22 protein-coding genes are annotated in these 20,931 nt (G+C 68.2%); 5 read left to right on the top strand and 17 right to left on the bottom strand.

Features of this window, described 5'->3' with window-relative positions; all coding sequences use genetic code 11:
• Nucleotides 1–29 precede the first annotated feature (29 nt).
• Nucleotides 30–374, top strand: coding sequence for a YciI family protein (locus EV646_RS15420; protein WP_132149011.1), 345 nt, complete (start codon nt 30–32; stop codon nt 372–374).
• Here EV646_RS15420 and EV646_RS15425 read toward each other — a convergent pair.
• The 11 genes from EV646_RS15425 to EV646_RS15475 all read right to left on the bottom strand — a co-directional run bounded on the left by EV646_RS15425 (nt 371) and on the right by EV646_RS15475 (nt 14,766).
• Nucleotides 371–658: an antibiotic biosynthesis monooxygenase gene (locus EV646_RS15425; protein WP_132149013.1), complete on the bottom strand. Its 288-nt coding sequence runs from the start codon at nt 656–658 to the stop codon at nt 371–373. The two genes, EV646_RS15420 and EV646_RS15425, sit on opposite strands and share 4 nt — an antisense overlap.
• A gap of 14 nt (nt 659–672) precedes the next feature.
• Nucleotides 673–1,818, bottom strand: a complete 1,146-nt coding sequence (locus tag EV646_RS15430; RefSeq protein WP_132149015.1) for a VWA domain-containing protein — start codon at nt 1,816–1,818, stop codon at nt 673–675.
• Nucleotides 1,818–3,992, bottom strand: coding sequence for a DUF5682 family protein (locus EV646_RS15435; protein ID WP_132149017.1), 2,175 nt, complete (start codon nt 3,990–3,992; stop codon nt 1,818–1,820). The genes EV646_RS15430 and EV646_RS15435 overlap by 1 nt, the downstream gene beginning before the upstream one ends.
• Nucleotides 3,989–5,071: an ATP-binding protein gene (locus EV646_RS15440; protein WP_132149019.1), complete on the bottom strand. Its 1,083-nt coding sequence runs from the start codon at nt 5,069–5,071 to the stop codon at nt 3,989–3,991. The genes EV646_RS15435 and EV646_RS15440 overlap by 4 nt, the downstream gene beginning before the upstream one ends.
• Nucleotides 5,068–6,471 carry a DUF5691 domain-containing protein gene (locus EV646_RS15445; protein ID WP_132149021.1) on the bottom strand — a complete coding sequence of 468 codons (1,404 nt, stop codon included), beginning with the start codon at nt 6,469–6,471 and terminating at the stop codon, nt 5,068–5,070. Before EV646_RS15445 ends, EV646_RS15440 begins: the two co-directional genes overlap by 4 nt.
• Nucleotides 6,468–7,760, bottom strand: a complete 1,293-nt coding sequence (locus tag EV646_RS15450; protein WP_132149023.1) for an SWIM zinc finger family protein — start codon at nt 7,758–7,760, stop codon at nt 6,468–6,470. The genes EV646_RS15445 and EV646_RS15450 overlap by 4 nt, the downstream gene beginning before the upstream one ends.
• A gap of 72 nt (nt 7,761–7,832) precedes the next feature.
• Complete coding sequence (locus EV646_RS15455; RefSeq protein WP_132149025.1) at nt 7,833–10,028, bottom strand: MFS transporter; 2,196 nt, start codon at nt 10,026–10,028, stop codon at nt 7,833–7,835.
• 208 nt (nt 10,029–10,236) lie between these two features.
• On the bottom strand, nt 10,237–10,917 hold the full coding sequence (locus EV646_RS15460; protein WP_132149027.1) for a GAF and ANTAR domain-containing protein: 681 nt from the start codon (nt 10,915–10,917) through the stop codon (nt 10,237–10,239).
• 68 nt (nt 10,918–10,985) lie between these two features.
• A complete protein-coding gene (locus EV646_RS15465; RefSeq protein ID WP_132149029.1) occupies nt 10,986–11,717 on the bottom strand; it encodes an SDR family oxidoreductase in 732 nt (243 codons plus the stop codon).
• Nucleotides 11,718–11,811: 94 nt separating this feature from the next.
• Complete coding sequence (locus EV646_RS15470; protein ID WP_132149031.1) at nt 11,812–12,744, bottom strand: LysR family transcriptional regulator; 933 nt, start codon at nt 12,742–12,744, stop codon at nt 11,812–11,814.
• A gap of 15 nt (nt 12,745–12,759) precedes the next feature.
• On the bottom strand, nt 12,760–14,766 hold the full coding sequence (locus EV646_RS15475) for an amino acid permease (protein ID WP_132149033.1): 2,007 nt from the start codon (nt 14,764–14,766) through the stop codon (nt 12,760–12,762).
• A 138-nt stretch (nt 14,767–14,904) separates the two neighbouring features.
• Between EV646_RS15475 and EV646_RS15480 the strand changes: the two genes are divergently transcribed.
• Entirely contained in the window at nt 14,905–15,978 is a 1,074-nt protein-coding gene (locus EV646_RS15480) for a serine hydrolase domain-containing protein (protein WP_158290965.1), read from the top strand.
• An 81-nt stretch (nt 15,979–16,059) separates the two neighbouring features.
• On the opposite strand, the gene EV646_RS15485 is transcribed toward EV646_RS15480, so the two are convergent.
• Nucleotides 16,060–16,236, bottom strand: a complete 177-nt coding sequence (locus EV646_RS15485) for a hypothetical protein (protein WP_241995987.1) — start codon at nt 16,234–16,236, stop codon at nt 16,060–16,062.
• A gap of 298 nt (nt 16,237–16,534) precedes the next feature.
• Here EV646_RS15485 and EV646_RS15490 point away from each other — a divergent pair, with 298 nt between their 5' ends.
• Nucleotides 16,535–16,759, top strand: a complete 225-nt coding sequence (locus EV646_RS15490; RefSeq protein WP_132149039.1) for a hypothetical protein — start codon at nt 16,535–16,537, stop codon at nt 16,757–16,759.
• Here EV646_RS15490 and EV646_RS15495 read toward each other — a convergent pair.
• Nucleotides 16,756–17,127, bottom strand: coding sequence for a VOC family protein (locus EV646_RS15495; RefSeq protein WP_132149041.1), 372 nt, complete (start codon nt 17,125–17,127; stop codon nt 16,756–16,758). The two genes, EV646_RS15490 and EV646_RS15495, sit on opposite strands and share 4 nt — an antisense overlap.
• A gap of 33 nt (nt 17,128–17,160) precedes the next feature.
• Nucleotides 17,161–17,343 (bottom strand): hypothetical protein, encoded by a 183-nt coding sequence (locus EV646_RS15500; protein WP_132149043.1) that lies wholly within the window; start codon nt 17,341–17,343, stop codon nt 17,161–17,163.
• A 246-nt stretch (nt 17,344–17,589) separates the two neighbouring features.
• Between EV646_RS15500 and EV646_RS15505 the strand changes: the two genes are divergently transcribed.
• Both EV646_RS15505 and EV646_RS15510 read left to right on the top strand, forming a co-directional pair.
• A complete protein-coding gene (locus tag EV646_RS15505) occupies nt 17,590–18,414 on the top strand; it encodes a SigB/SigF/SigG family RNA polymerase sigma factor (RefSeq protein ID WP_132149045.1) in 825 nt (274 codons plus the stop codon).
• On the top strand, nt 18,411–18,905 hold the full coding sequence (locus tag EV646_RS15510) for a DNA polymerase ligase N-terminal domain-containing protein (protein WP_132149047.1): 495 nt from the start codon (nt 18,411–18,413) through the stop codon (nt 18,903–18,905). The genes EV646_RS15505 and EV646_RS15510 overlap by 4 nt, the downstream gene beginning before the upstream one ends.
• A 31-nt stretch (nt 18,906–18,936) precedes the next feature.
• Here the strand turns inward: EV646_RS15510 and EV646_RS15515 are convergent, their stop codons facing one another.
• The 3 genes from EV646_RS15515 to EV646_RS15525 are packed head-to-tail and all read right to left on the bottom strand — an operon-like array spanning nt 18,937 to nt 20,883.
• Nucleotides 18,937–19,578: a nitroreductase family protein gene (locus EV646_RS15515; protein WP_199236994.1), complete on the bottom strand. Its 642-nt coding sequence runs from the start codon at nt 19,576–19,578 to the stop codon at nt 18,937–18,939.
• Nucleotides 19,579–19,594: 16 nt separating this feature from the next.
• Nucleotides 19,595–20,212 carry an L-threonylcarbamoyladenylate synthase gene (locus EV646_RS15520; protein WP_132149049.1) on the bottom strand — a complete coding sequence of 206 codons (618 nt, stop codon included), beginning with the start codon at nt 20,210–20,212 and terminating at the stop codon, nt 19,595–19,597.
• A gap of 23 nt (nt 20,213–20,235) precedes the next feature.
• Nucleotides 20,236–20,883 (bottom strand): class F sortase, encoded by a 648-nt coding sequence (locus EV646_RS15525; RefSeq protein ID WP_241995988.1) that lies wholly within the window; start codon nt 20,881–20,883, stop codon nt 20,236–20,238.
• Nucleotides 20,884–20,931 lie beyond the last annotated feature (48 nt).

Here is a 20,931-nt window from a genome sequence, read left to right on the forward strand (position 1 = left end):
AGAGCCGGTGCGGGGCTAGGGTCTGCCTTATGCGGTACATGCTGCTTCACAAGACGAACGACAACCTCGAGGCGGGAAACCCACCCGACCCGGAGATGCTCGCCCGGGCGGACGCCGTACTGGAGGAGATGCGCCAGGCGGGCATCCTGCTCGTCGCCGAGGGGCTGATGCCGAGCTCCCGCGGCGCCCAGATCAAGTTCCCCGCGCCGGGGGAGCCGCGCGTGATCGACGGCCCGTTCGCCGAGACCAAGGAGCTGGTCGCGGGCGTCTCCATCATCCGCGTCGACTCCAAACAAGAAGCCGTCCAGTGGGCCCTCCGCTTCGCCGAGGCCGACCCCAACACCCCGATCGACATCCTGGAACTGGCCGACTAGCCGGCGAGGGCGCCTTCCTCGGCGGTGACCAGGGAGTCGATGGCGGCGAAGAAGCGGGCGATGCCGGGGTGGTTTGGGCCCTTCTCGCGGGAGGCGGCGTAGTCCTCCGGCGTCGCCCACTCGACGATGTCCAGCCACTCGTCGTTGGGCAGGCGGACCAGGCGGGCGTTGATGAAGCCACTACGGTCCGCCTCGAAGTCTCGCAGCATGTCCGGCCGAGCCGCCAGCAGCTCCTCGGCCTTCTCCGGCAGCACCCGGAAGCGCACCAGTTCGACAGTCGTCATCGGAAATCCTCCAGTCAGGACAGGTTGGTCGCCGCCCAGCCAGCGATGTCTTCGTGGCGGATGGCGGCGGCCATGAGGTCGGGGAACAGGTCGGGAGTGCAGGCGAAGGTCGGGATGCCGAGTTCCGCCAGGGCGGCGGCGTTCTCGGCGTCGTACGACGGGGTGCCGGAGTCGGCCAACGCCAGCAGCGCGATCAGCTGTACGCCGGACTCGGCCAAGGCGCGGGCCCTTCGCAACATTTCCTCACGGACACCACCTTCGTACAGGTCGCTGATCAGCACCATCACCGTATCCGCCGGCTTGGTGACGAGCTCCTCGCAGTACGCGAGCGCCCGGTTGATGTCGGTGCCGCCGCCGAGCTGCGTCCCGAAGAGTACATCGACCGGATCCTCCAGCTGATCGGTCAGGTCGACCACCGCCGTGTCGAACACGACCAGGCTGGTCCGCAGCGTGCGGATCGACCCGAGCACCGCACCGAACAGCGAGGCATACACCACAGACTCCGCCATCGAACCCGACTGGTCGATCGCCAGCACGATGTCGCGCTGAACGCTGTGGTTCCGCCGCGCGTACCCGACCAGCCGGTCCGGGACGATCGTGCCGAGCGCCGGCGAGAAGTGCTTGAGGTTCGCCCGGATGGTCCGGTCCCAGTCGATATCCGAGTGCCGCGGCCGGGTGGTTCGCCCGGCCCGATCGAGCGCCCCGGTCACCGCTGCTCGGGTGCGTTCAGCCAGGCGCGCCTCCAGCTCGGCGACGACCCGGCCGACCACGTCACGCGCGGTCTGCTTGGTCTCCTCCGGCATCACCTCGTTGAGCGCTAGCAGCGTGCTCACCAGGTGTACGTCGGGCTCGACCGCACCCAGCAGCTCCGGCTCCATCAACATCCGCGTGATCCCGAGCCGCTCGACCGCGTCTCGCTGCATCACCTGTACGACGGTGCTCGGGAAGTACTGCCGGATGTCCCCCAGCCACCGAGCCACCCGCGGCGCCGACGACCCCAGCCCGGCGGACCGACCCGGTCCCTGCTCACCGGGCTCGGCGTCGTACAGCGCCGCCAGCGCCGCGTCGACGGACTTGTCCGCAGCCGACAGCGTCGTACCGGTTTCAGGGTCGGCTTCGTTGCCCAGCACGAGCCGCCAGCGGCGCATCCTCTCGTCCATCACACCCCCAGCAACTGAGCGACGACAGGCAGCACGGACGCGGCCAGCTCGGTGTCAAGCTCGTTGTCATCGGCAACAACCAGCGCCGACGGATCGCCCAGCGCCCGAGCCCGCGTCCCGATCGACCGCCGCTCCGGCGACGCGAAAGTCCCGAACGTACGGCGAAGCAACGGCAGCACCTCGACAAACGCATCAGCCGGAATCGCAGCCAGCCACGCATCCACCAAAGCCAGCAGCCGCTCATCGTGAACCAGCAGCAAACCACCACCGGCAAGGAATCCCTCGACATAACCGGCGGCATCGGCAGTCGGTGTACCAGGCGACAATGCCCGCCCGAGCCGCAGCGCGACCTCATGATCCGGCAACCGCGACGTGTCGAGCATCAACCGGGTCAGCCGCCCGCGTATCAGCGGCGGCACCGACGACCGATCGCTCAAACCCTCCAGCGTCGACAACCAGACCGCGCGTACATCCTCGTCCAGTAAGGCCGTCGCGTCCTGCACCTCATCGATCAACTCCAGTACGGCGGCAGCCGCGTCCGGGTCGAGTCCGTGCACCGTCCGGCCAAGACCGGCACACACCCGCGTCACCATCCGGCCCGCGACGGCGGCCAGCCCGGCGGTGTCGGTGCCACGCACGTCGCCGTACCGCGAAGATCGCGCCAGCGCAGGCAATGCAGCCATCAGGTGACCGACATCCGCATCCTTCGCCGCGCGAGTGTCGACGCCGCGAAGCAAAGCAGGCAAGGCATCCGCGAGATCCGCCAGCAGCGACTTCTCCAGCGCCGCCGTGACATCGGCCAAGGTCGACGAGTCGTCCGCAGCGCGAAGCATCACCGTCGTCGCGGCGCCGAGCACGGTCGTGCCATGCGCACCCGCGGCAACCAGTTCGACCTCGAGCCCGGGATCCCACGCCAGCGTCCAGATCTCCCGGAACGTGCCCTGAGCTCGCCGTTCGTCGGCGGTCGGCCGACCCCAGTGAACCTCGAGGATCCGCAACCGATGCAGCAGCCGTGACTTCTCCAGATCGTTGGCCTTCCGCAGGTCGAGCTCGATCACCCGCTCAGCCGCGTCCCGCTTCATCCGCAGCCGCCGCGCCTGCGCCGCGAGATCCGCCGCCACCGGCGCCTGCGGCGTCTCCCCCGGAACGGCACCCAGCAACTCACCGACCACAGCTTCCCGAGTCACCAGATCAAGCAGTACGTCGTTTCCGCCGCAGAGCACAGCACGCGTCGCCTCGGTCACCTCGCTCAGCCCGGCCAGCGGCCGTTCGCGCAAGGCGGCCAACGTGTCCGCGAGCCGGACCGCTTCGATCACATGCGCGCTGGACACCGGCAAGTCCTCGGCCCGCAGCACCCGGGCGACTTTGGACAGCCAGCGGGCCGTGATCTGATCCGGCGCGGTGAACAGGTGGTGGTACCAGCCGGGCGAGGTGATCCCGGCGCCGTACCCACTGGCGGCTGCGAGCCGACCGTGCGTCCACGGCACCCAGGTGCAGGCGACCTTGCGCTTCGGCAGTCCCTTCAGGATCCGCTGGTCGTGTGTCGCCGGGGGCAACGGTGTTTCGAGGGCCGGCACATGCCAGGCGCCGCAGATCACCGCGATGCGGTCGAAGCCTTCGCGCAACGTCTTCCGCAGTACCGTCCGCATGTAGGCCTCGCGCTGCGCCTCGCGGCCGGTCGCCTCCTCGCCGTGCCGGAGCTCCCGCATCGCGTCGGCGATCACGGTGAACGGCTCGGCGCCGTCCCGCCGGTGCTCGATCACGTCGTCCCACCAGCGCTCCGGATCGTCGTACCCACCGGCATTCGCCAACGTGGCCAGCGGATCGATCGACAACCCTCGCCGGCCCTCGCCACGCGATGCGAACTGATGCGCGGCAGGCAGGTCGCAGAACCGCACCGGTACGCCGGCCGCCAGCGCGTACTTGATCGCCTGCCACTCGGGACTGAACACGGCGAAGGGCCAGAACGCCGCCCGCGTCGAGTCGTCGACGGCGTACGCCAGCAACGCGACCGGCGGCACCATCTCCTCCAACGCCGCCAGCTCGACCAGCTTGTCGGCTTCAGTCGGCCCCTCGATCAGCACCACATCCGGCTGCAGCTCAGCAAGCGCAGCCGCCACCGCCCGCGCCGACCCCGGCCCGTGGTGCCGAATCCCGAGCAGGTGAATGCTCATCCGCTGATCTCTCGGCAGGCTCGATAGAACGGCGCCCAGTCGTCCCGCTCGCGTACGACGGTCTCCAGGTACTCCGACCAGACGACCCGGTCGGCAGACGGGTCCTTTACCACCGCGCCGAGGATGCCGCCGGCCACATCGGTCGGGCGCAGTACGCCGTCGCCGAAGTGAGCGGACAGTGCGATCCCGCCGGTGACGACGCTGATCGCCTCGGCGGTGGAGAGCGTTCCGGATGGCGACTTGACCGCCGTACGACCGTCTTCGGTCCGGCCGGAGCGCAGCTCGCGGAAGATCGTCACCACCCGGCGGATCTCCTCGAGAGCGTCGTCCGGTTGCGGAAGCTCGAGCGCGGAGCCGAGCTGGGCGACCCGGCGGGCGACGATCTCGATCTCGTCCTCCGCGGAATCGGGCAGCGGCAGGACGACGGTGTTGAACCGGCGCCGGAGCGCGCTGGAGAGTTCGTTGACGCCCTTGTCCCGGTCGTTCGCCGTCGCGATCACGTTGAATCCCTTGCGGGCCTGGACTTCCGTGGCCAGCTCGGAGATCGGCAGCGCCTTCTCGGACAGGATGGTGATCAGCGCGTCCTGGACGTCGGACGGCATCCGGGTCAGTTCCTCGATCCGGGCGATCTTCGCCTCCGTCATCGCCCGCTGCACCGGACTCGGCACCAGCGCTGCCTCGCTGGGGCCTTGGGCAATCAACTGCGCGTAGTTCCAGCCGTACCGGATCGACTCCTCGGCGGTCCCCGCCGTGCCTTGCACGAGCAGGGTCGAGTCACCGCTGATCGCAGCTGCCAGGTGCTCGCTGACCCAGGTCTTCGCAGTTCCCGGTACGCCGAGGAGCAGCAGCGCACGATCCGTCGCGAGGGTGGCGACCGCGACCTCGATCAGCCGCCGCGGACCGACGTACTTGGGCGAGATCTCGACGTCACCCGCCTTCCCGCCGAGCAGATAGGTGACGACCGCGGCCGGCGAGAGCCGCCAAGCCGGCGGGCGTGGCTTGTCGTCGGTGGCGACGAGTGCGGTGAGCTCGCTTGCGTATTCGTCTTCCGCGTGCGGCCGCAGTACTTCTGTGGTCATGACAGCTCCTCGTACATTTCGCGTCGGAAGATCAAGGTCTCGACCAGCCGGCGTCGCCAGGTGTCTTCTTCGCCGGCCGGCTCGCGGGTGATCGGATGATTCAGTACGTCGGCCGGCACCGCACGCGCAGCGATACTCGCCAACCGGGCCCAGCCACGGGCCGTGCCCACCTTCGCCAGCTGATCCAGGATCATCGAGCCGAGCGAAGCCGGCCAAGGAACGGGCAGCCCGCCGACCAACTCCGCCAGATCCATGTGCTCGCGCAGGGCCGGCACCGCGCGTACCCACTCCTCCGGCGGAAGGACGCGCAAAAGCTCAGCCGGACTGCGACTCCCGGTGGAAGCGTTGGCGCGCAGCAACTCCCGCGCCCACTCAACCGAACCCTCGCGTACGGCGGCTTCCGCCCAGGCGGCCTGCAGGACCTCCGGAGCACACCCTTCGACGGGCAACTCAAGCCAGCCCAGATCCATCACCGAAAGAGGCGTGGCGGCAACGATCTGCAGGAACCACCAGGCCCGCTTGCCGATCCCCTCCGGGTTCTGCGAGTCGATGCCGTCGCGCTCCATCGCCGCACTCAGCCGCTTCGGTAGGTCGACGGCCAGGACTCCTTGGCTGACAACGAGATGCGACCACATCCGCTGCGCCATCCGTTCGCCGTACTGCGAACCTTGGACCCGCGCGAGCAAACGCGCAGCGATCCGCCGGACCTCCTTGGAGCGGTCGTCGAGGGCGGACTCCAGGAACTCTTCGTCCTGCTGCGAAAGGCCGTCGGCGAGCAGACCGAGGAAGTCGGCGCGGGTCGCGGCCGACTCGGTCGGCCAGACCTCGCGCAGAGCCTCGAGCGCGGCGGCCGGATTCTGCTGTCTGCTCATACGCAACCACGTCCGCCGCTGCAGCGCGTTGCCATGCGTCCACAGCTCCGGATTGTTGCTCTCAGCAACCGCTGCGTGGAGGAAGCGCCACTCCGGATTGAGGTCGGCCAGCCAGCTCGCTCGTCGCCCTGCAGCTCTGACGACCAGCGGGCGGTACTCGGCTCTGTTGCGGGCGAAATCGGCCAACGCAGGAAGGTGTTCCGGCGGTACGTCCCAGCCGCGCGCGTCGGCTGCGCGCAACCATTCGCCGAGCGCGGTCGACTGGAATCCGCCGAGCATCGCGGCCAATCTCCGGATGGCGACCGGCCGGGGTAGCGGACGATCTTGGCCAGGTGCCGCAGGCAATGGTCCGAGATCGCGCAGGGGTTTGCGGCCGGCCCGCTTGTAGACCGTCGCCAGCGCCGCGGCATCCAGGAGACCACCGTCACCCAGGCGCTCCTGGATATGCTCGGGCAACTCCTCGAAGTGCGCCGGCCGCCGATCCGTCCCGAGCAGCGCCGAGCTCACCAGCCCGTCCCAGCCCCTCACAGGATCACCGGCCGTTCTCCGTGCCAGCAGGTCATCGGGCGGAAGCCGGCTCGGTTCCACTCACCCGCGACCGTGAGCGGATCACCGCCGGAGACAGCGAGCAGCTTCCACGGGTCGAAGTAGCCCGGCAGGATCTCCAGCCCGTCGCCATTTGCATCCACCAGGGCCCAACCCTCGCCGTACCTCGCTGGACGAACGTCCTGTAGCACCAGCGGCCAGCGTTCGTTCCACGGGTCTGCGGCGACGGATTCGACGTACGACGCCAACGCCTGTTGCGCGGTGAACCCGGTCGGGCGGGGCGCGGGCAGGCGTGGAGCGGTCTGGGTGAGGAGGGCTCGCATCGGGAGGACGCCGGGGTAGTAGGAGAGCTCTCCCGGCACGTACTCGCCCGGCCGCGCCGGGAGCGGATCGAGCGGTCGGCCAGCCGCGGCGAAGGTGAGAATCAGGCCGAGTCTTCCAGTTGTTGCCCCACGCAACCACAAGCGTCGTACGGTCAGACGTTCGTCGGGTTCGATCACGCGGCCGAGGACCAGCCAATCGTCCTCGACCTTCTCGCCTTCGGCCAGCACCCGGGCGGTTTCGACGGTCCAGCCGATGCGCGACTGCACGGTGTCGGCGAGCGATGGCGGCAGGTCGGCGAGTCTGCCATGGGCCGCGACGGTCAGGTGGATGAGAGACAGCTCCTCCAGCAGTTCGCCGGGCCAGCCGTGTCCGCGCCCGACAACACCGGCCGCACGTCGTACTGCTCCTGCCACACCTGGCGCCTGGGCGTCGACCATCCGCGCGGCGAGCCTGCTGAGCTCGCTGTACGCACGCTGGTCGAATCCGCCGAGCCCTTGCCGCACTTGATCGTCGAGCCAACTGGCCAGCTCAGCCATCCCGGCGGACACCCGGTCGGCCCGGCGCGACGCCCGCTGCTGAGCCGCGATGGGATCCGCGACCTCACCCGGCTTCCGCTCGGGCCGCGCGGCGCGCTGGTCCACCCAGGACTTCACCCATTCCGGCTCGTCACCCGGCCCGACCTCACCCGTCGCCCAGCGCAACAGCAACCCCAGCGCGTGCTTGCAGGGGAACTTGCGGCTCGGGCAGGAGCACTTGTACGCCGGACCGGTCAGATCAACCGCGGTCTGGTACGGCTGCTTGCCGCTTCCCTGGCACAGACCCCACACGGCCCGCTCGGAACTGCCGGTCTCCGACCACTTCGTCGTACGTGCCTGTGCCTGGGCCGCTTTCGCAGACGCAGGATCAGGCGCCAGCCCCAGCACCTGCTCCACATCCCACGGCCCCACTGCACTCCTCGCGTCAAGCTTCCCCTCTGTCCGAGAGCATGCCATCAACCGCCGACACTAGCCCCAGAACCCCTATCCAAAGGCCTGGCGCTCGTGGGCCTCATCGGGGTAGCCGTTCCCGGTCGGCCGCGGGACGGACTGCGGAGGCGCCGCGGGTGGGGCGAGGGTGTTGGAGAGGCCGTCGCGGATGGTGCCGAGGAGGCGGTGTTCGACAGCCTCCAGTTCGGCAATGCGTTGACGGATGGTCTCCTCTTCCGCCCGAGCCGACGCCAGCAATTCATCCGCTTCAGCCCGCGCGACCTCGCGCAGGTGGTCGGCGGTGCGCTGGCTTGCGCTCAGCACGCTCAGTTCGTAGCGCCTGAGCTCGTCGACTAGTTCGCCGGCCGGGCGTTGGGCGTCCAGGATCGCCGCGGCTGGGTGCGGCACCTCGCCGCCCGGCAGCGACGATTCCAGTGCGGCGATCTGCTGATCCACGCGGGTGAAGAGGTCGGCCACATCCGTGCGCATCTGGCGGATCACGTTGGCGGCCGCCTGGACGCGTTCATTGGCCTGGCGTTCCCGGTCCAGCGCCGTACGCTCCGCAGAGGTGATCACATCGAGGGCGACCACAGCGGCTCGCTCGGCCGGATCATCCGGCACCGTCTCGACCTCGGGCTCCATCTCGGGCGAGGCATCGACCATCCCGACCGTCCGCCGAAGCGGCACCTCCCGGATGAACAGGACCGCCAGGAAGCTCACCACCGCCGACGCTGCAGCGATGATGAAGATCCGCCCGGTCGCGTCGCCGTACGCGTGCCGCACAATCTCCGCGACCGGTGCAGGCAGCGCGTTGACGTCCAGCACACTGCCCCCTGATCCACCCGGCAGAGCGTCAATCCCCAGCGCGCGGAGGTTCGTGGTGATCAGATCCGTCACCCGGTTCGCCAGGACCGCGCCGAGCACCGAGACCCCCACCGCACCACCGAGACTCCGGAAGAACGCCACCGACGCGCTCGCCGCGCCGACCTGGGTGACGTCGACGGTGTTCTGTACGGCGAGCACCAGGTTCTGCATCATCATGCCCATGCCGACGCCCATCGCGAGCATGCCGCAGCCGACGTACCAGTAGGGGCTGGTGTGGTCGATCGTGCCGAGCAGCCCGAGACCGGCGGCGAGGAACAGCCCGCCGAACACGAGGTACACCTTCCACTTGCCGAACCGGGTGATCAACTGCCCGGATCCGACCGAGCCGACGAACGACCCGAACATCATCGGAATCGTCAGCAACCCGGCCTCGGTCGGGCTGTACCCGCGGGCGACCTGGAAGTACTGCCCGAGGAACACCGCGCTGCCGAACATCCCGACCCCGACGGCCAAGCTGGCCAGGATCGCCAGCGCGGTCGTGCGCTCCCGCACCACCTTCATCGGCACGAGCGGCTCACTCGCGTGCGTCTCGACGATCACGGCCAGGATGCCGAGCACCGCCGCACCGCCGAGATAGGCGCCGGTCTGCCAGGACCACCACGGGAAGTGCTCGCCCGCGAACGACACCCAAATCAGCGGCAGGCTGGCCGCGCCCGCGATCAGGATCGCGCCGACGTAGTCCATCTTCACCTGGCGCTTGACCAGCGGCAGGTGCAGGAAGCGTTGCAGGATCAGCAGACTCAGTACGGCGAGTGGCACGCAGACGTAGAAGCACCAGCGCCAGCCGAGCCACGAGGTATCGACGATGACGCCGCCGAGCAGTGGACCGGAGACAGTCGCGACGGCGACGACAGCGCCCATGTAGCCGGAGTACCGACCGCGGTCGCGGGGTGGGATCGCGGCGCCGATGATCGCCTGGGCGAGCGCCATCAGACCGCCCATCGCGACACCCTGCAGCACCCGGGCGCCGATCAGGAACGGCACGTTGTGCGCCGCCCCGGCCAGCGCGGAGCCGGCCAGGAACATGATGATCGCGAGCTGGACGAGCAGCTTCTTGCTGACCAGGTCCGACAGCTTGCCCCAGACCGGAGTCGTCACGGTCATCGCGAGCAGGCTGGCGGTGATCACCCAGGTGTACTGCGTCTGGGTGCCTTCGAGGTCGGCAATGATCGTCGGCAGCGCGTTGCTCACGATCGTCGAACTCAGCACCGCGGTGAACAGCGCCGCAAGCAACCCGGCGAGGATCTCCAGGATCTCCCGGTGGGTCAGCCCCGAATCGGCAGTCTTGGCGTACGACGGTGGTTCGTCGTACGGCGAACTGGCGGGGGCGGCGGCGGGTCGAGGCTCGGTCCGGGTGGCAGACATCGGGTTCCGTTCGGGGTCGCTGCGGCCGGAGCGCGCGGGTCAGCGCTGCTCCGGGGCGGAGACGGCCGGCAGGGTCCTCACCCGGGCCTGGGTAGTTGGTTGCAAGAACCAACGATAAGCCCACTCCGTCAGCGGCCGGTCACCGGGCGGTACCACGGATCGCTGACACGCCCGAGGGGCAGGCCAGCACCATCGCCTTCGCCCATGACTACTCAGGGAGTTTGCGGGTGTCGATCAACCGCTGAGCCACGTCACGGAGCTTGATGTTGTTGTCCTGGGAGTAGCGGCGGAGGACGGCGAAGGCCTGGTCCTGGTCGATGCCGAAGCGTTCCATCAGGATGCCCTGGGCCTGACCGACCAGCTTCCGGGCGTCGATCGCCTGCCAGAGCGACGCCTCCTGGCGGGCATTGGCGAGGGCGACCGACGCGTGGCGGGCGAGGATGTGCGCCACCGCGTCGTCGTCGGTCTCGAACGCGTACGGCTCGGTGTTGAACAGTTGCAGCACACCCAGCGTGCTCCCGCTGGCCGCCAGCCGGACGGCGAGCACGCTGCGCAGCCCGAGCGCCGCCGCTTTCGGCGCCCAATCCGGCCAGCGCAGGTCACTTCCGGTGTCCGGCACCAGGACGGTCTCCCGCGTGGCGATCACGTCCAGCGATGGACCCTCGTCGCAGTCCAGCTGCAGCCGGTCCGACTCCTCGATCACCGGGTCGGTCACGGCGACGGTCTCCAACCGCCCACCACGATGTGACAGCGCAACGCCGGCATGCGTGCATTTCACCGCATGCAGGGCGAACTCCAGCACGGCGTCAACCGTCTCCTCGACGCTGGACTCCTCGTTCAGCTCGAGCGCGAGCTTGGCGAAGACGCCAGCGGCGCTGTCATCCTTCACACCGGCAACTCTACGGCGCAGCCTGCGACCTCACGAGCACGTTTGGGCGTCGATCAGGACTGTCTTGGTCATGCGGCTGAGCCTCCGTTCGCGTAGATGACCTGGCCGTTGATCCAGCGGGCCGGGCCGGCCAGGAAGGCGATGACCTCGGCGATGTCGGACGGCTCGCCGAGGCGTTCGAGCGGCGGCTCGGCGGCGATACGGTCGATCAATTCCTGCGGCTTGCCCTCGAAGAACAGTGGTGTCGCGGTCGGGCCGGGGGCGACCGTGTTGACGGTGACGTCGCGGCCGCGCAGTTCGCGGGCCAGGATCAGCGTGATCGCCTCGACCCCGCCCTTGGTCGCGGAGTACGCCGAGTAGTTCGGCCGGGCGAGCTTGGTGAGCGAGCTGGAGACGTTGATGATCGCGCCGCCACCGCGCACCCGTCGTACCGCCTGCTGGTCGACCACGAAGGTGCCGCGCAGGTTGGTCCGCACCACCCGGTCGAAGACCTCGAGGTCGAGCTCGGCCAAGGGCGCCAGCGGCATGATCCCGGCGGCGTTCACCACCACGTCGACCCCGCCGAACTCCTGCTCGGCCCGGTCGAACATCGCCGCGACCGCGGTCTCGTCCGCGACATCGGCCTGTACGGCGATCGCCCGGCCGCCCGCCTGCTCGACCTCCTTCACGGCTTCCTCAGCGTTCGACTGGTTGCCGGCGTACCCGATCACCACGGCGTAGCCATCCCGGCCCAGCCGGGTGGCGGCCTCGCGGCCGATCCCGCTCGATCCGCCGGTCACGATCGCAACCCTGTCCGTCATCGTCCTGCTCCTTCGATCTCTGCTGTCTTTACCGACAACAAAAATCGTGCTCCGGACGATGGATCAAGTCCAACGACTCAACTCGATGGGTGGATCAATTCTGTTGATCCACGTCCTGCCCGAGTTCGGTCCCCGGCGGCTGCTTCAGATGCCTGCTGACCAGCGCGAGCAGCGCCCGCAGCGCGGCCGTCGGCTTCCGCTTCTTCAGCGTCGCCATGTAGAGCGACCACTGGAACGACTCGTCCACGATCGGTACGGCGCGGATGCCGTCGATACCGGCCACGGCGTACTCGGGCAGGATGCCGAGGCCGACGCCATGGGTGACGAACTGGACGCCGTTCTCGATGCCGAGCGCCTCGACCACCACGCGGCGCTGGATCCCGGTCGCCTCGAACTTCTGGTCGATCAGCGTCCGCGTGCCGAAGCCAGGCGGGAAGTCCACGAACGCCTCGTCCGCCAGATCCGGGACAGTCACCGACCGCCGTCGCTCCAGCCGATGCCCGGCCGGAACCGCGAGTACTTGCGGGACTCGCAGCAACTCCCAGGTCGTCAGATCGCTGGGCGCACTACCGGGCGCGATCCCGAGGAAACCGACGTCGATGTCGCCGTTCCGCAGCCCGACGATCACCCCGGCCGAACCCTCCGGCTCGACCCGCAACTGGAGCTCGACGTTCTGATGCCGCCGCCGGAACTCGCCGGCCGCGGCCGGCAGGTCGATCAGCCCGAGGCCCGGCAACAGCCCGACCCGCACGGATCCGCGCAGCCCCGTACGGAGTTCGTCGACGACATCACGAGCACCTTGTACGGCGTCCATCACCGCCAGCGCCTCCGGAAGAAGCGCCGTACCGGCCTCTGTCAGCACCACCCGCTGCGCGCTGCGCTCGAACAACGTGACCTTGAGATCCCGCTCCAGCGCCGCAATCGCAGCACTCACCGCACTCTGCACCACATGCAGACGCCGAGCAGCCAGCGTGAAGCTCCGCTCATGCGCCACCGCCACGAAGTACTCCAGCTGCCGCAACTCCACGGGTCGAGCGTACGGTCAGCCGACGTGCACCCAGGGGCGTTTCGAGCGGATCGGCTCGGCGCGGCGGAGGACCTCGCGGGTGACCGGCGGTACGTCGCCCTCGCCGGAGATGAGGTAGCGGAACAGGAAGTAGAACGGGTTGCCCTCGGCCCAGGCGAAGTAGATGTGCGGCATCACGTGCCACTGATCCCGGATCTTCAGTAGCAGCGCCGCGATCGCGTTCGCCACACTCGGGCTCTCCACCCGCAGGACCTTGTACCCATGGCGCTCCTCACCCACCACGTCCAGCTCGGACTCGAACTGCGACGCGTCGGTCAGCGTCACCTCGAGGAACAGGATCGGCAGCCCCTCCGGCAGGTTGCGCACCTCCCGCTGCTCGGCTTCCTTCTCCTGGTACTCCGCCGCGTCGCGCGCGTCCGGCTCGTTCGCGATGATCCGCAGCTCGCCGGCCGCGGCGGCTTCCTCGATGATCCGGCACGCCTCGGCGTCGAACCGGACCTCGGTCGCCCGCAGCTCCAGCGACCGGGTCGCCCGGGAGATCAGCGAGGTGAGGATGATCGCGACGATGAAGAACGACGCGATCTGCACGCCGTCCGGCCGCTCGATGATGTTCGCGATCGTGGTGTAGAGGAAGACCAGGCTGATCACGGCGAACCCGATCGTCTTCCCCTTCTGCCCATGTCGTCGCGCCGACAACGTCACCGCGATGGAGGCCGACAGGATCAGCACCAGTACGCCCGTCGCGTAAGCGCCACCCTGGGCGTCCACGTCCGCCTTGAAGAGCAGCGTGATCACGAACGCGATCAGGGCGAACACCAGTACCAGCGGCCGTGTCGCGCGGGCCCAGTCCGGCACCATGCCGTAGCGCGGCAGGTACCGCGGCACGATGTTCAGCAGGCCCGCCATCGCCGAGGCTCCGGCGAACCAGAGGATGAGGATGGTGCTGACGTCGTACACGGTCCCGAAGGCAGGGCCGAGGTGCTCATGCGCCAGGAACGCCAGCGCTCGCCCAGACGCCTCCCCGCCGTCCTTGAACTCGTCCGCCGGGATCAGCACGATCGTGGTGAACGAGCTCGTGATCAGGAAGCCGCTCATGATCAGGGCAGCGGTGGTGAGCAGCTTGCGGGTGTTCCGGATCCGTACGGCGGGGTGCGCCGGATCGTCGTCAGGCGACCCTTGCACCTGCGGCATCACCGCGACCCCGGTCTCGAACCCGGACAGTCCGAGGGCGAGCTTCGGGAAGACGACCAGCGAGATGCCGATCATCACCCAGATGTTGGAGTGCTCGGTGGTCAGTGCGCCACGCCAGTTCGTCACCAGCTCGGGTGCGGTGATCACGTTCCAGAGCGCGTCGCCGATCACGATCAGGTTGAGCCCGAGGTAGACCACCACCAGTACGACGGCAATGCCGATCGCCTCGCCGAAGCCGCGCAGGAAGACGCCCGCGAGCAGCGCCAGCAGGACCAGGGTGATGATCACCTCCTTGCCCTCGAACCAGTGCGGGACGTACGGGTTCTCGATCACGTGCGCGGTGGCGTCGGCGGCCGACAGCGTCATCGTGATGATGAAGTCGGTGGCCATGAAGCCGAGCAGGACCAGGATGGTGAACTTGCCCTTCCAGCGGCCCAGGAGCCGGTCGAGCATCGCGATCGAGCCCTCGCCGTGCGGGCTCTCGGCCGCGACCCGGCGATAGACCGGAAGCGCCCCGAGCAGGGTCAGCAGGATGAGGATCAGCGTGGCGAGCGGCGACAGCAGTCCGACCGCCGCGGCGGCGATCGCCGGCTGGTAGCCCAGGGTGGAGAAATAGTCGACACCGGTCAGGCACATCACCTTCCACCAACGGTGGGTGGGGTGCGGCGGCGGCCGGTGCGGCCCCGAGTGCCCGACCGGGCGGTCGTGCAGCAACCAGCCGACCAGCCGTCCATGCCCCGACGCCGGTACGCCGACCGCCGTACCAGCGGCAGCGTCCTCGACCGCCGTACCGGTAGCAGCGCCGTCGGGCTGATCCGGTTCAGTTTCCACCGGCGCAGCCTAGCCAGCGCCGGGCGCGCGACACCCCGGCTCTAACGCGTCTCTAACAGCCCCGATCTCATGTCAAGACGCGCGGTTCCGCTCCGACCTGACGGTGTGGGGATCAACCTCAGAGACAGGATGAGAACCGTGACGAACCTCCAGGACCAGGTCCAGCAGCGGCTCGACGAGCTGGTCGAGACTGAGCTCGGCCTGCAAGTCGCCGTCTACAAGGACGGTGAGCTCGTCGTCGACGCCGTGGCCGGCCCAGTCACTTCGGACACGCTGTTCTATGCAGCCTCGACCGGCAAGGCCGTCACCGCGACGGTCGCCAACGTCCTGGTCGACCGCGGCATCCTCGAGTACGACGCCCCGGTCGCGGACGTCTGGCCCGAGTTCGCCGCGCATGGCAAGGACAAGGCGACACTGCGGCACGTCCTGACCCACTCGATCGGCCTGCCCGCCCTCGCGCCCGACACCACTGTCGACGACCTGAGTGACTGGACGAAGATCACGTCGTACCTGGCCTCGGCCGAGCCGTGGTGGGAGCCGGGCACCAAGATGACGTACCACGCCGAGACGTTCGGCTTCCTGGTCGGCGAGATCATCCGTCGTACCACCGGCCGCCGGATTTCCGACGTACTGCGGGAGATCGTCGAGCCGCTCGGGATCGCCGACGAGGTGTACATCGCCGTACCGCCGGAGCAGCAGTCCCGAGTCGCCACGCTGGTCGAGGCGGACGGGGTCGAAGACGCGTACGCGATGCTGTCCGGCCTGTTCGGCAAGGTCGTCCCGCCCGAGGTGCTACCCCGGGCAGCGCACTTCAACAACCACCCCGAGATGCTCGGCGCCGAGCGGCCGTCCGCCGGCATTCTCACCGCCCGCGGCGTCGCCAAGGTGTACGCCGCTTTGATCGGTGAAGTGGAGGGGATCCGGTTGATCCGGCCGGAGCGGGTCGCGGAGGTCACCGGGCCGGTGCTGACCATGCAGGACGAACTCCTGGGCAATCAGGCGACCTGGGCGATGGGCTACCCGGTCGGACGGCTCGGATCGACCGCGGAGGAGAGCCCGACGACGTTCGGGATGCCGGGCATGGGTGGCAGCGTCGGCTGGGCCGACTCCCGGGCCGGCGTCTCGTTCGCGCTCACCAGGATCCTCTTCGACCCGGCGCAATCCGACTCGGCGGTCGAGATCGGCAACCTGGTTGCGAAAGCTCTTTGCTAACTGTGCTTTTGAGTGATTGGCCCTTGTGGGTAAGGGCTTTCCGATTCTCCGACGAAAGCGGCTGACCGGCCGCAGCGTGGTCTACGAGCTGCGGACGGACTGCTCGTCGACCCAGACCAGGTGGCCGTGGTGGCTGACGAGCACCTCGTCAGCACCCGCCGCGCCGGTCCGGCGGCCCAGCTCCTGACCCGCGATCCAGCGGCCGCCGATGCGGACCTGGACGGCTACGGGCCGGATTGGAGAGGTGGCTACTGACATGGCACCTGACTTCTGGACAGGGGCGGATGCGGTGGGATGGCGTCGTACTGCTCGGTGGTGCTGAAGATCGGTCATCATTTGCCCTCGCAGGGAAATGCGGCCAACGTCGGGGGGCTGGCCAACAACCAGGAGCCCACCCTACAACCGCCACATGACAGAGCGTTAGCGGTAATTCGGATTGACCGAAAAGCACCGGAGTACGGCGTCCGACGGGCAACTGGGTTACGTGAATGCTGAACCGTCAGGGTGTCGCGCATCCGGCCTGGGTACCGGATAGCTACACCTAGGAGGTGGAGTCATGAGCACCAACCCGATCCCACCCATCCCGATGGGCCCCGGCGACTCCCGGAACCCCGAGAACCCGGATCCGGAGATGCCCGATCTGGTCGACCCCGGCCTGGACGAGGACCCGGACGTGAGCACACGCCCCGACGACGACTCACCGCTGTCCCAGCCGGCGTCGAACCCGGACCGCCCGGACGAAGAGAACCCGGACGACCAGCTACCCCGCTGGGACAGCTAACGCCAGGCAGGCAGTTGCTGTAGAGCCCAGGAGTTCCCGTCGGGGTCGTCGAAGAAGGCGAAAGTCCCCCACGGGAACTCCTGGAGTTCCGACACCTCGACACCGCGCTCGACCAACTCGGAACGGGCCGCGGCGACATCGGCGACGACGATCTGCAGCCCGCGCACCGAGCCCGGCTCACCTTGCGGCAGGCCGGACCCGATGGCGATCGAACAGGCCGAGCCGGGCGGCGTCAGCTGAACAAATCTCAGTTCGTCGGTGACCTGATGATCGTGATCGGGATTGAACCCGATCTTCTCGGTGTAGAAGGCTTTCGCCCGATCCACGTCCGTTACCGGTACCGACACCAGCTCCAGCTTCCAGTCCATAACCCGAAAGCTAGCGGCGAGGTGGGCGCGCGATCAATCAGGCGGCTCCGGAACCGCTTTGGTCGCGGGCGGATCAGGCTGCTCGCGCGATGCCTTTGGCTTGTCTTCCTCGCGTAGGTCGTGGTCCTCCGGCCGGCGGGTTTCGTCGAGCAGATCTTCCACCAGCGGCTCGTCCGGGTCGGCGCCCGTGAAGTCCTTGCCTTGCTGCTGTGTCATCGGTCTCCCTCCTTCCCGATCACTGTCAGCCCTCCGGTGCCCGACCGCACTGCGTGTACACGTCGTACCGGTTGAATCCACGATGGTCGAATCGTCAACCACCGTGGAGAAATCCGGGCGGATGAATGCTTTCAGCCCAGACCGGATGCATAACGCGGTGGATCCTGGGGTAGGAACCAGCCAGAAGCTCTGACCGCGGTCCAGCTACGTGCCGCGCCGTGACTCAATGTCGCGAGGTCAGCCAAAATGGTCACCGTACTTGCCAGCAGTACCGTCGACGGGCGCAGCAACGAACCCAAGCAGCGCAGAGACAGCACGACCCGATCCCTTCTGAGCCAACGGGCCGCCACATCCGACGAAGATCTTCGCCAGTCCCTCCTGGATCAGGCGATCGAACTCAACCTCAGCATCGCCCACAGCATCGCCAGCCGGTTCCGCGGCCGTGGGGTCGAGCCCGACGACTTGGACCAGGTCGCCTATCTCGGCCTGGTCAAAGCGGCCCGCAGTTACGACCCGAGCACCGACACACCCTTCCTCGCGTACGCCGTCCCGACGATCAGAGGCGAGGTGAAGCGGTACTTCCGCGACTGCTCGTGGACGGTCCGGATTCCGCGCCGCCTGCAGGAGTTGCAGGGATCCATCGCCGCGGCGCGTCCCCGGCTGATCCAGGATCTGCACCGCGATCCCACCCTGCAGGAGCTCGCCGACGAAATAGGGGCCGAGGTCAACGATGTCGAGGCCGCGATCGCAGCCGACGGTTGCTTCACAGTGCTGTCGCTTGACCGTCCGGTCGACGGCGGCGAGTCGACGGCCAACCTGGCCGACACGATCGCCGACGAAGAAGACTCATCGTTCGAACGCACCGAAGCCGTCGCCATCCTCGAACCGGTCCTGAGCGATCTGGCTCCGCGCGAGCGTAGGATCCTGGAACTACGGTTCGTCGAAGGACACACCCAGGCGGATATCGGCGCCGAGATCGGAGTGAGCCAGATGCAGGTCTCCCGGTTGCTCCGTGGCATCCTCGACCGGCTCCGTGACCGGATCGAGCCACCGTCGGCAGCGGCGGCTTGACGTCACCCATTTTCGTGGTGCAGCTGCACGATGCGAGGCGGCTGCACTACGACGTACGGCTCGAGGTGGACGGCGTACTGAAATCGTGGGCCGTCCCCCGCGGGCCGTCGCTGGATCCGACCGTGAAGCGGCTTGCCGTGTTCACCACGGATCATGAGCTGGAGTACGCCGGCTTCGAAGGCGTGCATCCGGACAGCCAGTACGGCAGCGGCGCGGTGATCGTCTGGGACGCCGGCGTCTTCACCAACCTCACCCGGGACAAGCAACACAAGCCGATCCCGGCAGCGGAGGCGATCGAGAACGGCCACATCAAGTTCCGCCTGCACGGCATCAAACTCAACGGCGCGTGGGCCTTCAGCAAGACCGGCGAGGACTGGCTGATGGTGAAGGTCCGCGACGCCGAGGCCGCTCCGGACCTTGACCTGACCGTCTCCGAGCCGCGATCGGTGCTGAGCGGTCTGACCATCGAGGAAATGGCCGCGTCGGTCTGACCCGCCTGCGAGTGGTTGCGCGGGGCAACGTTTACCAGGCGTCGACGTGAAGGACCTCGTCCAGCGGCTGACGTGGGGCCGGCTTGAAGTCGGTCCCGATCGAGTACGCCGTGGGGATCAGCACCGACTGCCGGACCTCCTCCGGCAACCCGAGCAGCTCGGCGACCTCGTTCTCGTAGTTGAGGTGCAGCGTCGTCCACGCAGTACCGAGTCCGCGTGCGCGCGCCGCGAGCATGTAGCTCCACGCCGACGGGAGGATCGATCCCCACAGGCCGGCCTGGTTGCCCGCCGGTAGCGACTTCGCCTCGAGACAAGGAATCACCAGCACCGGCACCTGGCCCATGCGCTCACCGAGGTAGGCGACGCTCGACCCGATCCTGCGCTGCACCGGCCCGCGGACGGGATCATCGGCGAACAACTTGCCTGCAGCCCCGGCTCCCCGCAGATACTTCTCGACGGCCCGACGGTAGTACTCCCCGACCGCGGCCCGCTTCTCGGCATCGGTCACCACCACCCAATGCCACGTCTGCCGATTGCTCCCCGACGGCCCCTGCAGCGCGATCTCGATACATTCCCGGACCAGCTCCAGCGGCACCGGCCTCTCCAGATCCAACCGCTTCCGCACACTCCGCGTCGTGGTCAGCAACTCATCCGGGCTCAGCTCCAAAGTCACCTCATAGGTTTTACACCTATTGGAAGGGCTTGGGGTCGCCGGCGCCGACGCGGACGACTTCGGGGACGTCGTCGGAGAAGTCGATGACTGTGGTGGGCTCGGTGCCGCAGTCGCCGTCGACGACCGCGTCCACCTGGTGGTCGAGAAGTTCCTTGATCTCCCAGCCCTGGGTCATCGGCTCTTCCTCGTCCGGCATCAGCAAGGTGCTCGAGACCAGCGGCTCGCCGAGTTCCTCGACCAGCGCCTGCGCGACGACGTGGTCCGGGATCCGCACGCCGACCGTCTTCTTCTTCGGGTGCAGCAACCGCCGCGGCACCTCTTTGGTGGCCGGCAGGATGAACGTGTAGCTCCCCGGCGTCGCCGCCTTGATCGACCGGAATACCGCGTTGCTGATGTGCACGAACTGCCCCAGCTGCGCGAAGTCCTGGCAGACGAGGGTGAAGTGGTGCTTGTCGTCCAGCTTCCGGATGGCGCGGATCCGCTCGATCCCGTCCCGGTTCCCCAGCTGGCACCCGAGCGCGAAGCAGGAGTCCGTCGGGTACGCGATCAACCCACCTTCCCGCACCAGCTCCACCACCTGCCCCACCGCCCGCCGCTGCGGATTCTCCGGATGCACATCGAAATACCTCGCCATGTAGCGAGAGCCTAGTGCCAGCGCTACTTGGCGAGGCCGATGGCAGCGGCGGTGACGACCAGGTTTTCCTCGTAACCGCCTTTCGACGCGTCGTACGCGCCCGTACAGGTGATGAGCACAAGGCGGTGGTCAGTGGTTTGATCGAACGCACCGCTGCGCGTCGCCAACGCATCCTTCGGCACGGAGACGATCGACGTCACCCGGTACGTCGCGGTGTGGCCGGATCCACGGAGTACGACGACCTCGCCCGGCGTGATGCGGAGCAGACGAGCGAAGTAGGCGATGCCCTCGGCCTTGGTGTCGACATGACCAGCCAGGACCACCGAGCCGTAAGGGTCGCCGGCCTCCGCGCCACCATCCCACCAGCCCACCCGCCGAGTCCCTTCAGGCACTTGCAGCTGGCCGTCGACGGTCGTAGCGGGCAGCACCGGCGCCTTGGCGCCACCTGGCAGCACCACTTGGGTCGGCACGAACCGGATCCGTTGGGTGGGTGCCGGCGTACCGATCTGGGCAGGCGGCACGGACGCCGTACCGGCCGATTCAGGAGTGGGCGTGACGGTCGGGACGATCGCCGGTTCGAAGCCGGGAGGAGCACCACGGACCGGGACGGACGACGGCGTCCCGCCGTCCGTCCCAGCGCTCGGCACGGCCCTGGGCACGTCACTGTCCACCTGCGCCGCGCACCCCTCCAGACATGCACAGCACAGCACCAGTCCGAG

The sequence above is a fragment of the Kribbella antiqua genome (assembly GCF_004345665.1).
Taxonomy (GTDB): domain Bacteria; phylum Actinomycetota; class Actinomycetes; order Propionibacteriales; family Kribbellaceae; genus Kribbella; species Kribbella antiqua.